Consider the following 14,458-nt stretch of genomic DNA (forward strand, 5'->3'; position numbering starts at 1 on the left):
AATGATGATAAGCAAATACTTGATGGGAGGGGAACTAGTGACTGATAAGTTTCGTGTCGTTAAAGTCAGTTACTCCGAGGAATTATCGTCAGACTCAGAGCTATGGTTCAAACGCTTTATTGAGAAGGTGCTGTTGGACCATATTACGAAGGATGATTATAAACTTCGAGCTTTACTAATTAGCAGAAAATAATAAATGTAGAAAGGAAAAATAAACATGCAAGAAACCAATTTAACTGCAGAATATAATCGTGTTAGCTCTGCTGCACAAAGTCTTGAGTTACAGCGTTCTGCAGCAAAACGATACTTCGAATCACAAGGTCTAACTGGAAATGAGGTCAATGTGATTAAGCTATGTGATCATGACGTTTCAGCAACAAAGCTGAAAATGAAGGATCGACCAAAATTAATGGAATTACTCCGCTTAATTCAAGAAGGAAAAGTAAAAAAGCTCATTGCCTATAAACGAGATCGCTTGGCGCGGAACTTTTATGAATTTGTGGATATCACACGAATTTTTATTAAATATAACGTAGATGTGATTTATACAGCGAGCAATGAACCACCTTTTCGTAACAAGTTAGCACTAGAGGCGTTCTATGGAATGTTTGGTCAGATGGAAGGCGAGAATATTCGTACACGTACTAGTGACGCTCGCAAGCAATATCCTTCCAGCATCTATGGGTATAAGCGTATAAAAGAAGACAATCAGGTGTTATATTTCGTAAATGAAGAAAAGCGTGATTCCATTGTTTCGCTATTTACAGATTTTAGTAAGGTAAAAGACGAAGAGGAATTCTTTCATTTTCTAATGAAGCGTCGCAAAGGGTTAAACCAACCAGACAAACTACTACGCATTTTAACCAATGCATTTTACGCTGCTCATTACGAATCGAAGAATGGTCTGCAACCGCTGACCCATGTAGAACCGATCATCAGTATAGATCTTTATTTAGAAGCCAAGGCACAGATTGATGCCTTTCTAGCTATCTATAAAGAAAAGCTGAATGAGGTTAACAACCTTTTCTTAACAACACCACTATGCGGGAAATGCGGAAAAGAAATGAAGCATCGTCAGCAAAATGCCCTTGATGAAGGTTACTTCGTATGCAGTGCTAACCACAAAAGACAGATGATTACGGTTGAGGAATTGAACACATCCGTTAAACAAGCGGTTCTCGAACATTTACAGTCTATTTCAACACAGCTAGCCCATAAAATTATTTCCAAACACATTGCTTCGACAAAGAAACGCTTGGAACATGAAAAGGATATCACCACATCTGACTATTTGGATACTTCACTTGCGCTATGTACACTTGGCAAAGATGGCAAATCAACCATTCCAAAACACTTGGACCGGATTCAAGTATTAAAGGACAAGTCCAAAAAGCTAGGGCAAGATTTGACTGCTCTGCAATTACTAAGTAACGAGATTAAAAGTCTGAATACCATTTTGTCACAGAAAGAACTGAGCCTGACTAAACAAGACATGCAACGGTTAATAGAATTGCTTGTTCACGAGGTCATTGTTCACGAAACCTATATTGGTATTGATTTATTTCTATCAACATTTGCAAAGGAATTGAATGCCTGATGAGTAAAACAAAATCAACCAGCTATAGACGTTATTCTGACAAAAAACAAGATGGCAATCACTCCTTGGAAATTCAGAAAAGCCAAATACTACTCTTGGCTGAAAGAGAAAATCTAGAGATTATATCATGGCCCACAGACAAAGCCACAAGTGCCTTTCACAATAATGTAAGCAAACGTGAAGGAATTCAATTAATTCTTGAAGATATTGAAGAAAATGGCGCAGAAGCGGTCTGTTTCTATGAAGAATCCAGAATTACCCGAAGTATCACTGACTTCTATAATGATGTCTATATTCCTGTGAAGGAACAGTATCCTTATGTGAAGTTCTTCAGCACTCAATATGACGGTGAGTGGAATCCAAACGATCCTATTGTTCAAGCTAAGCTCGTTTTTGCTGCGGAGGAATCGGAAATTAAATCCATTCGAGCGAAGGACGCTCAAGCTAATTTGGTAGGTAAAAATAAGCGACCCGGCTCTCGTGAACCTGTTGGTTACGACATGATTGACGGTATTTTATATCCAAATGAGGATGCGCCCACTGTGGAACTCATTTTTTATCTTGCAAGTCTAGGACACTCACAAGATGTCATAGCTGAGTACCTAAAAAACTGCAAAATAACAACTAAAAACATTAAGTCTTGGAATAGCAGCACGATTGGTTATGTATTATCAAACCGTGTCTACGCGGGTAGAATGGCTTGGAATGTGAGAACAAGCTATGAAAACTGCAAACCAAAGCCAGACACGGAAATTGAAATTCTCAAGCAGCCTTATGACTCTATTGTCAGTCCAACTCTTGTTCATTTGGTTAATCAAATCAGCGAATTGAAAGCACAATACGGTACTATGAGTACGCCTTATTACCTTCGTGGAATCATTAAATGCAAGAAATGCCATTCGCTACTTCAAGCAAAAGACAATTCCCCAAAAGGAAAAAAGGGCCAATATATGATTTATCGTTGTACAGAGTGCAAAAAGTCTGTATCCATTATTTCTGTTCACGAAGTAGTCTTAAACGATTTACAACGGAAGTGGATAGCTCAACTTACAATCTTTGCAACAAGTGCTAAAGAACAACTTAAAAACTGGTCAACCAAACTTAACAAGGCAAAAGACAAATTAAAAAAACTTCTGGATAAATCGCTCTATAATCAGAAAATGCTTGCTCATGATATTGCCACCAATAATCTGTTGGCGGAAGCTTTTACTGTTTCACAAAAACACTTACAAGACGAAATCGCTTATATCAATGCAACACGAGAAGAAATCAATCGGTTACTGGATGATGAGTTTCTTGCTGTATTCATGAAAGAAATGATTCAAAAAAGCTTTTATGACTTTGCAGATACAGAATTGCGTGTATTCTTCCTTATGTACTTTGATGAAGTCATCATTGATTTTGAAAAAAATAACGATATCCAGATCAGTTACCGTCTCTCTCCTTTTGCTTCAATAGAAGCGACCACTGGTCAGCTAACCGAAAAAATTGGCAAAAGAGAGAATTTGACTGGGTAAGAAACCGAATTTCTTCTCACCAAAAAATTTAAGTGTCATTCTTTAAAGTTCCCTACTCTCAAAAACCCTTGATATCAACGCTTTTTGGGAGTAGCCTTTCGGTTAACTGACCATCGAAGAATTCTTCGATGGGTAAAAAACCGAACCGTATATTTACTTTATGGTCAAAAAAACGAATTTTTAAACGGCAAGAAAATCATAATTTTTTATGAAAAAGTCTTCGAATATGAAAATACGAAGATACAATATATTTTGTAAGACCTAATCAAATAGTGTAACCCACAACAAGCGAAAACCGCAGAGGTTACATAGCCACTTTACAAGAATAGGCTATGTAATTCTGCGGTTTTTTCTTTGAATCTAAAATTTAGAATATGGAGGTTTATTAAATGCCAAACACAAAAAAATATACCACTTGGGAGTCCTTGCCAGACACTCTTACCGCACAGCATATTTCCGAGTTTCTTGGTATTTCGAGAAGACGAGTGTACGAGTTGTTCCAACTTAACGTAAAAGACGGTGGTATCCCTAACTTTAAAATCGGTGCCACAAAAAGAGTTGATAAAGCAGATTTTAAGCATTGGATCGCATTGAAAAAAGAAGAACAGTTACATGCTTAGAGCAGTAGAAATCATCTAAAAACTATTTGAAAGAGAGGTTGCAATAAATCATTATGAAAGGTAGTTATTTTAAACGAGGCTGCACTTATGGAGAGGTTTGTACTTGTGATAAAAAGTGGAGCTTTGTTATTGATGTAGGAAAATATTTTAACCTTGGAAAAAGGAAGCAACTCTGGAGAGATAACTTTGAAACCAGAGAGGACGCAGAAGCTGCAGCAGCAGTTTAAATCGAGAAAATTAAACAGGGTAAATTCCATATCGAAACCGATATGCATTTCAAGGAATATGCTGATGTATGGCTTGCGGAATACATTAAAGTTACCACTCCAAAACCCGGTACTATCCGAATTAGAAAATACGGCATTGATAAATTCCTATCATTCTTTAAAGAGATCAAACTAAAAAAAATTACAGAAGAAATGTATCAGGCTGTATTGGATGATTTACAAGAGCAAGGTTTTGCAAGAAGTACCATCGAAAGTATTCATACGACTGGGAGACTCCTTTTCGGGAAAGCCGTTGATAAGAAGTTGCTAAATGATAATCCGACGATAAATGCTTACATACAACGGGAGGATGACAACATCATTAATGAAGACGAAGAAGACCCACAAGATCTTCCAAAGTTTTTTGAAGTGAACGAAATTCTACACTTCCTAGATATTGCAGAAGAAAAAGGGCTATTTATGGATGAAGTAATCTTCAATGTATTAGCTTATACAGGTATTCGTGTTGGAGAATTGGTTGCGCTCAAATGGAGTGATAATGATTTTGAAAAGCATAACATAAGCATTAACGTATTACAATCCGAAAAGCAGTACAGTAAATTACACCTTAGTTCGACCAAAAACAAAAAAATCAAAGCGAGTCATTACAGTCGATCCTGAACTTATTGAATTGCTTGAGAAACATAAAAAGGAACAGGAAGAGATGATTTTACATCTAGGAGACAGTTATTACAATAAGGGATTCATTTTCTCAAATTTCAATCGTCATCCCGGTTATCCTGTTTTGATAAAATTTGTGCAGAGTAGAATGGCAAGATTGTTGAAACATAGTGTGTTAAATCTCAAACTTACTCCACACTCCTTACGCCATACACACACTTCTCTTCTTGCACAGGCTGAAGTGGAGATTGATGAGATAATGGACCGGTTAGGACATCAAGACGATTCGACAACTAGAAGGATTTATCTTCATGTAACAAAGCATAGAAGAAGAAATGCCTCTAACAAATTTAGCGATTTAATTCGTAGTCATAGAAAATAAAAAAACTTGAAAGCAATGGTTGCTTTCAAGGTACATAGCCCACTAATTATTAACCTCTTATGACTCCTTTTAAGGGAGAACGTTTCACTTAAAAATGTTTTCTATATATTTAACGATAGAATCCCAGAATGAAAACAAAAATAAGAAGCCAAAAAGAAATGTAATAATCACTGAAATTAATATAGGGTGTCTTTCTCCAAAAGATTTTTTATTAGACTCTTGATGTGAAGTTTGACTTCCTATAACAGAATTTTTAATTTTATTGTTATTTCCAATTTTTATTTTCATTTATTTTTGCTCCAAAATCTTCCGACTTTAGTTTCCCTAAATTTATTCCTATCACCTATTTCTATAGATGTAGAAGTGTCATTATATACCACTTGATGTATGTACGTAATTGCCTTGTTTCTTTTTTCTGGTTCATCTACCACTTGTTCAGAAATGTCCATTTCATCGATAGCATTGGTACCAAAGTTCTTTTCTAACATCATAACAATATCTACTATTTTATCTTTAACATTGGATAAAATGGCTTCAAAGTCATTTGCAGCAAACATGATATCCATTCCTACAATCTGAAGTTCGTAACTAGAAATTGCATGACATAGTTCAGTAGGAACAGGTCTACCTAATCTATCCCTGTTTTTTGATTTAAGATTCTTTTCAATAGTTGATATTCCATCTCTAACATTTATTATATGCATTTTATCAATCATATCTTTATCCATTGCTGTAAAATGTAATGGCACTAAGGCATTTGAATATTTAGCTGCCCCATTAACGATATAGGTTCCCATAGCTCGACCCGTAATTATTCTATAATCAGGAACTATGTCTTCCTCACTATAACCTCTTAGTTCTCCTTCAATCCATCCTAAAATATCTTTATCCTCAAGATCACTTAATATGACTTTCAAGCGTAATAATATATTTTCTAAATCAACTTGACCACTGACCGTATCTTTTAATAAATTACTTCTTGCCATATATTAACCTCAATTCTTAGATATTTTCTTAATCTATATAACGCAAACTCTTTTACTATTATATAGTAATAATTTCCACAAGCATACAACTTCATTTCGAAAGATTGAATGTCCTCCTATTAATCAAAAGGATGTGAATTCTTTCTTTTTAACACTATACGAATTAATCACTTTCTTACCGGACATAATGTATATTTGTAATAAATTTTTTAAGAAAGTGAGGTCATTCAATGAAATGAAGGGACATTTTTACAAACGAGGCTGTACGTGCAAGAAAAAAAATTGCTCGTGTGGCTCCAAGTGGGCTTTTGTAATAGATATCGGGATTGATCCAGAAACCGGCAAGCGAAAACAAAAGACCAAAAGTGGTTTCGCAACCAAGAAGGATGCAGAAGTAGCCGCTGCCGCTTTGATTCATGAACTAGAACAAGGGATTTACATCGAGGATTCCTGCAAACCTTTAGTGATTTTACGAAAGAATGGTTACCTATCTACAGTGATGCAAAAGATGTAAAACCCGGCACCATTCGAGTACGTCTTCACGAAATCGGGAAATTGCTGCCTTACTTTGGTCAGTTAAAGTTGAAGGATATTACCCCAAAGAGATATCAAGAATGCTTAAACGATTTAAAGGAGCGAGGGTATTCAGACAGTACAAGGGAAGGGATTCATCGGACTGGCAGGATGATTTTCCGAAAAGCGTTAGAGTTTGAACTCATCAAAAAAGATCCAACGGAATTTGCTTATCTTAAAAAGGATAAGAAAACCATTGAACAGTTTGAGGAAGAAGAACTCCCAAAATATCTGGAGAAAGAAGAACTTTCCCTGTTTTTGAAAACGGCCAAGGAATCTGGATTGGAACATGATTACTTGGTGTTTCTCATCCTTTCGTACACAGGTATTCGAGTGGGTGAATTAGTGGCACTCAAGTGGAAGGATATTGATTTTGTGAACCACACAATTAGCATTACGAAAACGTATTACAATCCAAGCTACAATGCGCTTAACTATCAACTAGTCACGCCAAAGACAAGAAAATCAAGGAGGAAAATCATTGTGGATGAGGATGTCATAGAGGCACTGAAGGCGCATAAAAAAGTTCAAGACGAAGTAATCGAGCAGTTAGGAGATACTTACTATAACCATGATTTTATTTTCGCTAAAACACAACGACACTATGGTTATCCCATCGTGATTAAAAACGTTCGAGACCGAATGAAAAGACTTCTTAGGATCTCAGGATTAAATGAGGAATTAACACCTCATAGTTTAAGGCACACCCATACATCACTGCTTGCCGAAGCACGTGTATCACTCGAACAAATCATGGATCGTCTTGGTCATAGTGATGACCAAATCACGAAAAATGTCTATCTCCATGTAACCCAAGAAATGAAAAAAGAAGCCTCCCAAAAGTTCAGTGAACTTATGAGAAGCCTCGATTAATATCTTCAATGTTAGCAAAATGTTAGCATTTCACTCTCATCTTACTCACAAACCCATTCATATCAAGGGTTGGAGGCACTTATTACATCATGCCGCCCATTCCACCCATGCCGCCCATGTCAGGCATTGCAGGAGCAGCTGGTTCTGGCTTGTCAGCAACAACTGCTTCAGTTGTTAAGAACATAGCTGCTACAGATGCTGCGTTTTGAAGTGCAGAACGAGTTACTTTAGTTGGGTCAACGATACCAGCGTCGATCATGTTTACCCATTGGCCGCTAGCAGCGTTGAAGCCTGTGCCGACTTCTTCATGCTTTAAGCGCTCAACGATAACAGATCCTTCAAGGCCAGCGTTTTGAGCGATTGTGCGAACTGGCTCTTCCATTGCACGAAGAACGATTTTGATACCTGTAGCTTCGTCGCCTTCTTCTTGAAGCTCGGCCACTTTGCTGTATACGTTAAGAAGGGCAACACCACCACCGGATACGATACCTTCTTCAACTGCAGCGCGAGTAGCGTTTAATGCGTCTTCGATACGAAGCTTGCGCTCTTTTAATTCAGTTTCAGTTGCAGCACCAACTTTGATTACTGCTACACCGCCAGCTAATTTAGCTAGGCGCTCTTGTAATTTTTCCTTGTCAAATTCAGAAGTAGTTTCTTCCAATTGAACGCGGATTTGGTTTACGCGAGCTTGGATATCTTCTGTAGCTCCAGCACCTTCAACGATTGTTGTATTTTCTTTTGTAACAACAACTTTCGCAGCGCGGCCTAAAGAAGTGATGGTAGTTGATTTAAGGTCACGGCCTAGTTCTTCAGTGATTACTTCACCGCCAGTTAATGCAGCGATGTCTTCAAGCATTGCTTTACGACGATCACCAAAGCCAGGAGCCTTTACAGCCACAGCGTTGAATGTTCCGCGAAGTTTGTTCACTACTAATGTAGCAAGTGCTTCACCTTCAACATCTTCAGCAATCAACAATAATGGCTTGCCTTGTTGTACAACTTGCTCAAGTACAGGCAGGATTTCTTGAATGCTGGAAATCTTTTTGTCAGTGATTAAGATATATGGATTTTCTAGAATAGCTTCCATTTTATCTGTATTGGTTACCATATATGGAGAAGCGTAGCCGCGGTCAAACTGCATACCTTCTACTACGTCTAACTCAGTTGTGAAGCCCTTAGATTCTTCGATTGTGATAACACCGTCGTTACCAACGCGCTCCATTGCTTCAGCGATTAACGCACCAACTTCTTTGTCGTCAGAAGAAATCGCAGCAACTTGTGCGATCGATTCTTTACCTTCGATAGGTTTAGAAATAGCTTTTAATTCTGTTACAGCAGCAGCAACTGCTTTCTCAATGCCTTTGCGGATGCCCATTGGGTTCGCACCAGCTGTAACGTTCTTTAAGCCTTCGCGGATCATTGCTTGAGCAAGAACCGTTGCAGTTGTTGTACCGTCACCAGCAACATCGTTCGTTTTGCTTGCAACTTCAGCAACAAGCTTTGCACCCATATTTTCGAATGCATCTTCTAATTCGATTTCTTTTGCGATTGTTACACCGTCGTTAGTGATAAGCGGTGAACCAAATTTTTTCTCAAGAACCACGTTGCGTCCTTTAGGTCCAAGAGTTACTTTTACTGCATCTGCAAGTGTATCAACACCGCGAAGCATCGCGCGGCGAGCGTCTTCACTAAATTTAATCTCTTTAGCCATTGTTCAAAAACCTCCTCATTATGTTTAAAAAATTTCTATTTTGATTTGTTAAAACCTGTATACTGTCTAGCTCCAGCACCCAGCGTCTAGTGTCCTTCGCTCTTCTCCCTACGATAAGTCAACATCGATTCGCTTAGCTCATCGTGTTTCCTTTATCCCAGTCGAAGCCCTCCAGGCCATACGCCGCTAAACGGGTGCTTCCACTTTTCTATTCGCCAACTACAGCAAGGATATCGCTTTCGCGTAAAATTAAGTATTCATTACCCTGATATTTTACTTCTGTACCAGAGTATTTTGAGAAGATAATTCGATCACCGACAGAAACTTCTAGTGCAACACGTTCTCCGTTATCAAGTACGCGGCCAGTACCTGCAGCTACCACTTTTCCTTCCTGCGGCTTTTCCTTTGCAGAATCCGGTAATACGATACCGCTGGCAGTTTTTTCTTCAGTTTCTACTAGTTCGATGATAATGCGATCACCTAATGGTCTTAACACTTAAAACAACCTCCTCAAATATGTGTATTCGATCATTATTAGCACTCGTTAACGATGAGTGCTAACACAATTATTATAATAATGAATCTTAAAATCTTTTGCAAGTCAGATGCATAAAATATTTTTAAAAATTACTCTTTTTTTCCACCTTATCAAGTATAGGATGTTCATTACATTCTATACATACTATAAATACAAAAGTTTTCAAAATTGAATGGGGTCTGTATTAAAGGTAAAATAGTACCTATGGAGTATAAACAAAGGAGACTACATATTTGAAAAAAGAATATTGGATTATCTTAATTGTTTACATTGCGATGCAGCTTTCCACCTTCATTGGAATGCCAGCACTGGCATGGGGGTTTAAATATTGGGGGATTAACAGAAATTTAGCCATTCCAGCTTGGTTAATCATCAGCTTTACCATTGCACTGATCATTATTCTCTTGATTTTAAGAAAGGAGCGACATGCACCGGGGTTAAGGGGAAATAAAAAAAGTTCAGCTGGCCACTCCGTCATGTGGGCGTTTATAGGTTTCTTTTTAGCGCTGTTTTCCCAGTACGTTGCAGCGATGATTGAGTACCTTTTAGGGATTACACCAGGCTCCGAGAACACACAGCAAATTTTAAAAATCATTGAACTTTTCCCTATGGCGATGATTGTGACAAGTATCATCGGCCCTATATTAGAGGAAATCGTGTTTCGAAAAATTATTTTCGGCAGTCTATATCGCCGCTTTAACTTCTTTATTTCAGCGCTTATCAGCTCGCTTGTTTTTGCTGCTGCCCATATGGATTTTCAGCATATCATCATTTATACAGCTATGGGGCTGACATTTGCTTTTCTCTATGTAAAAACGAATCGGATCATCGTTCCTATATTTGCCCATGTGACGATGAATACCATGGTCGTCTTGGTTCAATCTGTTTATCGGGAGGATATTGAAAAACTGCAGCGAGACCTTGAAGCCATTCAAAACTTTATCGGAGGATTTTTATGAGACGTTCACCCTTGATTTCTGCTTTTATATATTTTCTATTAGGTGCACTATTCACCTACTTTGCCATAGATGATGTCCAAAAAAACGGCTGGGGCTTCTTCAGCTACCTGCTCATCATACTGGCCACCTTCGACTTCGGTTCCGGCATCAAAATGATTCTTTTCCATTTTAAATACAAGGATCAACTGAAAAAATAAAAGCGGGTGTCAGGCGCCATGTGAAAAAATCACATGGTGCCTGACACCCGTTGTTTTTTTATTCTTCTACTGTTTCAACTATTCCATCTACTGCTGCTTCCTCTGGCTCTTCCGCATTTGGATAGTGCTTTAAGAAGTAGATTAGTGATTGAAGCTCGACTGCTAAGTCAATATGATGTACGCGAATGGAGGAAGGGATACTTAGTCTTGCTGGTGTGAAGTTCAGGATTCCTTTTACATTCGTCTTGGCCACTCGGTCGGTGATCACCTGGGCAGCCGGAGCTGGTACCGTTAAGATGATGACCGTAATCTGTTCCTCAATTAAATATTTCTCTAAATCATCCATCGCCAAAACCGGCACTTCACCGATTGACGTCCCGACTTTATTGGAATCTACATCAAAGGCACAGGTGATTTTTGTATTATTATTTTTCAAAAAGTTATAGTTTAAAAACGCCGTTCCAAGATTCCCGACGCCGACCAATGCTACTTTTGTTAATTCATCCTGATCTAATGTTTTACGGAAAAAGGTTAATAAATAATTGACATTATAGCCATATCCTTTTTTCCCTAGGGCTCCGAAATACGAAAAATCCCTGCGGATGGTTGCGGAGTCTACCTTCACCGCTTCACTTAATTCTGCAGATGAGACCCGTTGTTTACCGGATGAATGCAGATTTTTTAAAAACCGATAATATAAGGGCAGCCGCTTGGCTGTTGCCTGTGGGATTTTGGTCGTTTCATTCGTCATCTCTCCTACACCCCGCTTTTAAAATTTTCCTGCCCGCCACCATTGACGACTGTTCGTCATGTGACAGGTGCTATCACTTCGTTTAAATCTTTTCGTCTCGTTTAAAATCACCGTTTTTACCGCCGGTTTTCTCTACTAAATAAGTTGGTCCAATAATCATGCCTTTATCCACTGCTTTACACATATCATAGACAGTTAGAGCACACACAGAAGCAGCTGTTAACGCTTCCATCTCAACACCTGTGCTCCCCTTTGTTTTGACCGATGCCGCAATATGAAGGCGATACTGATTCTCTTGAATTGGCTCCCAGGAAAAACTGACATTCACACCGGTTAATGGGATAGGATGGCACATTGGAATAATGTCCCATGTCTTTTTGGCTGCCATAACCGCGGCAACCTGAGCAACTGCTAACACATCGCCTTTTTTCATTTCATGGTTAGTTATTTTCTGATAAATTTCCTCGCTGACTGTGATGCTGGACTGTGCAAGTGCCGTTCGTGCTGTTTCCGGCTTATCACTGACATCCACCATCTTTGCTCTTCCTTCTTCATTAAAATGTGTAAACTCAGCCATTTAAATGCCTCCTACCTTCCAAATATACTATATTTTCATGTCTCTGTGTGTGAAACTTTGAACTATCGGTATATTTATTTATACTGTTACGCTTTTTCCTTTTGTTTCACTTTATTGCCGAGCACCTGGGAATACGGTACACTATTCCTAGTATAGAGGTGAATGAAAATGATTCTGCTGCAAGTTAATCAATTACAAAAATATTATGGCGCTGACCTTATTTTATCGAATATAAAGCTAGAATTACAATCCCGAGACCGAGTAGCCCTTGTCGGCCGTAACGGAGCCGGTAAATCAACATTATTAAAGATTATCGCAGGACATCTGTCTTATGATGGCGGCGAAATCATTAAACCGAAGGATGTCACGATTGGCTATTTGGCTCAAAACACTGGCTTGGAATCGAATTTATCGATCTGGGAGGAAATGCTCGGTGTATTCAATGAGCTTCGAATGATGGAAAAGTCCCTTCGCAAGCTTGAAGAACAAATGGCAGATCCCAGCATTTTTAATGATTCCGAAAAGTACGAACGAATTTTGCGCGAATACGACCAGCTTCAGGTCCAATTTAAAGAGCGCGGCGGCTACCAATTTGAAGCCGATATCCGTTCCGTGCTGCATGGATTAAATTTCCGCGATCATTCGCTGATGATTTCAAGCTTAAGCGGCGGACAAAAAACACGGCTTGCCTTAGGTAAATTACTTTTGACAAAGCCGGATATATTGATTTTGGACGAGCCGACCAACCATCTTGATATTGAAACATTATCTTGGCTTGAGCAGTACTTACAGGGGTATGATGGGGCAATCTTGATTGTTTCCCATGACCGTTACTTTTTAGACAAAGTGGTCACTGAAGTGTACGAATTATCACGCAACCGAATTGGACGGTTTACCGGAAACTATAGTGCCTATTTGGAGCAAAAGGCCGCCAATTATGAACGAGACTTGAAGCTTTTTGAAAAACAACAGCAAGAGATTGCCGCATTACAAGACTTTATTCAGCGGAACATCGCCAGGGCAACGACCACAAAAAGGGCACAAAGCCGGCGTAAAAGGCTCGAGAAAATGGAAATCCTCGATCGTCCGTTAGGCGATGAAAAGTCAGCCAATTTCTCGTTTGAAATTGAAAAACAAAGCGGAAATGATGTGTTATCTGTTAACTCGCTTGCGGTGGGTTATGATGGTGAAAAGGTATCAGAGAACATCTCTTTCCGTGTATTTCGGGGTGACAGCATTGCTCTTGTCGGTCCAAACGGCATCGGCAAATCAACACTTTTAAAAACGATAATAAAAAAAATAGATTCTCTTGGCGGAGAGGTGTTGTACGGAACAAATCTTTCCATTGGCTACTACGACCAGGAACAGGCAAATTTAACTTCTAATAAGAGGGTACTAAACGAACTATGGGATGAATACCCGCTTAAACCCGAAAAGGAAATTCGAACGGTACTCGGTAGTTTTCTTTTTTCCGGTGACGATGTGTTAAAAAACGTCTCATCATTAAGCGGCGGTGAGAAAGCGCGATTAGCTCTGGCTAAACTAATGATGGAAAAAGCCAATCTGCTGATTTTGGATGAGCCGACCAACCATCTAGACCTTGACAGCAAGGAAGTACTCGAGAATGCATTAATCGATTATCCTGGAACGCTTTTGTTTGTTTCTCACGATAGATATTTTATTAATCGCATTGCCACGAAGGTTGTTGAGCTTAGCAATGATGGCAGTACCGAATTCCTCGGAGATTATGATTATTATGTTGAGAAAAAATTAGAGCAAGAAGAGCTTGCTGCTTTAGCGAATGCCGCTTTAGAGAAAAAGGCAGCTAGTTCAGCGAGTTTGGAGAAGGTTAATTATCAGCAGGATAAGGAAAGTAAGAAACTTGAGCGCCAGCGTAAGCGCAAGTTAGAAGAGATTGAAGGACGAATTGAGGAATTAGAAGAACAAATTCAGGAGTTCGAACAGCTTTTATGCGATCCCGAGGTTTTTCAGGATCATGAAAGAGTCATGGATATAAATCAAAATAATGAAAAGGCCAAAGCCGAACTCGAACAATTAATGGATGAATGGGCTGAGCTGGCGGATTAATGATGTTTGTTTGATTTATTGACCAAAAGAGAGCTCTGTGGATAAATGTTGTAAATTCGGCTGCCGTACTTACCATATATTTTGGGCGTACGGCAGCCGATTTGTTTTATTAACGACCATATAGCTCCAATCTTTGCTTGGATTTGTTATTGGCTACCCACGACCAACGTTTTTCCCTGGTTCGGTCGCTTATACGCCTTAT

16 protein-coding genes and 1 pseudogene are annotated in these 14,458 nt (G+C 38.9%); 11 read left to right on the forward strand and 6 right to left on the reverse strand.

Annotation, left to right across the window (positions count from 1 at the left end; all coding sequences use genetic code 11):
* Positions 1 to 37: 37 nt before the first annotated feature.
* The 7 genes from IE222_RS16260 (at position 38) to IE222_RS26725 (ending at position 5,003) form a co-directional block, all read left to right on the forward strand.
* Positions 38 to 193, forward strand: a complete 156-nt coding sequence (locus IE222_RS16260; protein ID WP_191274578.1) for a hypothetical protein — start codon at positions 38 to 40, stop codon at positions 191 to 193.
* Between the two features lie 24 nt (positions 194 to 217).
* Positions 218 to 1,597 (forward strand): recombinase family protein, encoded by a 1,380-nt coding sequence (locus IE222_RS16265; RefSeq protein ID WP_191274580.1) that lies wholly within the window; start codon positions 218 to 220, stop codon positions 1,595 to 1,597.
* Positions 1,597 to 3,114 carry a recombinase family protein gene (locus tag IE222_RS16270; RefSeq protein WP_191274581.1) on the forward strand — a complete coding sequence of 506 codons (1,518 nt, stop codon included), beginning with the start codon at positions 1,597 to 1,599 and terminating at the stop codon, positions 3,112 to 3,114. The genes IE222_RS16265 and IE222_RS16270 overlap by 1 nt, the downstream gene beginning before the upstream one ends.
* Before the next feature lie 389 nt (positions 3,115 to 3,503).
* Positions 3,504 to 3,734: a helix-turn-helix domain-containing protein gene (locus IE222_RS16275; RefSeq protein WP_191274584.1), complete on the forward strand. Its 231-nt coding sequence runs from the start codon at positions 3,504 to 3,506 to the stop codon at positions 3,732 to 3,734.
* 53 nt (positions 3,735 to 3,787) lie between these two features.
* Positions 3,788 to 3,961 carry an Arm DNA-binding domain-containing protein gene (locus tag IE222_RS16280; RefSeq protein ID WP_191274586.1) on the forward strand — a complete coding sequence of 58 codons (174 nt, stop codon included), beginning with the start codon at positions 3,788 to 3,790 and terminating at the stop codon, positions 3,959 to 3,961.
* 42 nt (positions 3,962 to 4,003) lie between these two features.
* Positions 4,004 to 4,621, forward strand: a complete 618-nt coding sequence (locus IE222_RS26720; protein WP_191274588.1) for a tyrosine-type recombinase/integrase — start codon at positions 4,004 to 4,006, stop codon at positions 4,619 to 4,621.
* A gap of 10 nt (positions 4,622 to 4,631) precedes the next feature.
* Entirely contained in the window at positions 4,632 to 5,003 is a 372-nt protein-coding gene (locus tag IE222_RS26725) for a tyrosine-type recombinase/integrase (RefSeq protein ID WP_440590012.1), read from the forward strand.
* 84 nt (positions 5,004 to 5,087) lie between these two features.
* Here the strand turns inward: IE222_RS26725 and IE222_RS16295 are convergent, their stop codons facing one another.
* Together IE222_RS16295 and IE222_RS16300 are read right to left on the reverse strand one after the other, a co-directional pair.
* Complete coding sequence (locus IE222_RS16295; protein ID WP_191274590.1) at positions 5,088 to 5,291, reverse strand: hypothetical protein; 204 nt, start codon at positions 5,289 to 5,291, stop codon at positions 5,088 to 5,090.
* Complete coding sequence (locus tag IE222_RS16300) at positions 5,288 to 5,989, reverse strand: AbiTii domain-containing protein (protein WP_191274592.1); 702 nt, start codon at positions 5,987 to 5,989, stop codon at positions 5,288 to 5,290. Before IE222_RS16300 ends, IE222_RS16295 begins: the two co-directional genes overlap by 4 nt.
* A gap of 235 nt (positions 5,990 to 6,224) precedes the next feature.
* Between IE222_RS16300 and IE222_RS16305 the strand changes: the two are divergent.
* A pseudogene (locus IE222_RS16305) lies at positions 6,225 to 7,435 on the forward strand (site-specific integrase).
* Between the two features lie 82 nt (positions 7,436 to 7,517).
* Here IE222_RS16305 and groL read toward each other — a convergent pair.
* Both groL and groES read right to left on the reverse strand, forming a co-directional pair.
* On the reverse strand, positions 7,518 to 9,146 hold the full coding sequence (gene groL, locus IE222_RS16310; protein ID WP_191274594.1) for a chaperonin GroEL: 1,629 nt from the start codon (positions 9,144 to 9,146) through the stop codon (positions 7,518 to 7,520).
* A gap of 208 nt (positions 9,147 to 9,354) precedes the next feature.
* A complete protein-coding gene (groES, locus tag IE222_RS16315) occupies positions 9,355 to 9,642 on the reverse strand; it encodes a co-chaperone GroES (RefSeq protein ID WP_191274596.1) in 288 nt (95 codons plus the stop codon).
* Between the two features lie 275 nt (positions 9,643 to 9,917).
* Between groES and IE222_RS16320 the strand changes: the two genes are divergently transcribed.
* Both IE222_RS16320 and IE222_RS16325 read left to right on the forward strand, forming a co-directional pair.
* The gene (locus tag IE222_RS16320) at positions 9,918 to 10,643 is read left to right on the forward strand and encodes a CPBP family intramembrane glutamic endopeptidase (RefSeq protein WP_191274598.1); all 726 of its coding nucleotides are present in this window, start codon (positions 9,918 to 9,920) and stop codon (positions 10,641 to 10,643) included.
* Complete coding sequence (locus IE222_RS16325; protein ID WP_191274600.1) at positions 10,640 to 10,840, forward strand: YdiK family protein; 201 nt, start codon at positions 10,640 to 10,642, stop codon at positions 10,838 to 10,840. The genes IE222_RS16320 and IE222_RS16325 overlap by 4 nt, the downstream gene beginning before the upstream one ends.
* 58 nt (positions 10,841 to 10,898) lie before the next feature.
* Here the strand turns inward: IE222_RS16325 and IE222_RS16330 are convergent, their stop codons facing one another.
* Positions 10,899 to 11,591 (reverse strand): redox-sensing transcriptional repressor Rex, encoded by a 693-nt coding sequence (locus IE222_RS16330; protein ID WP_191274602.1) that lies wholly within the window; start codon positions 11,589 to 11,591, stop codon positions 10,899 to 10,901.
* An 82-nt stretch (positions 11,592 to 11,673) separates the two neighbouring features.
* Positions 11,674 to 12,168, reverse strand: a complete 495-nt coding sequence (moaC, locus tag IE222_RS16335) for a cyclic pyranopterin monophosphate synthase MoaC (protein WP_191274604.1) — start codon at positions 12,166 to 12,168, stop codon at positions 11,674 to 11,676.
* 168 nt (positions 12,169 to 12,336) lie between these two features.
* Here moaC and abc-f point away from each other — a divergent pair, with 168 nt between their 5' ends.
* Positions 12,337 to 14,256, forward strand: coding sequence for a ribosomal protection-like ABC-F family protein (gene abc-f, locus IE222_RS16340; RefSeq protein WP_191274606.1), 1,920 nt, complete (start codon positions 12,337 to 12,339; stop codon positions 14,254 to 14,256).
* Positions 14,257 to 14,458 lie beyond the last annotated feature (202 nt).

It is taken from the genome of Neobacillus kokaensis, from assembly GCF_014656545.1.
Taxonomy (GTDB): Bacteria; Bacillota; Bacilli; order Bacillales; family Cytobacillaceae; genus Neobacillus; species Neobacillus kokaensis.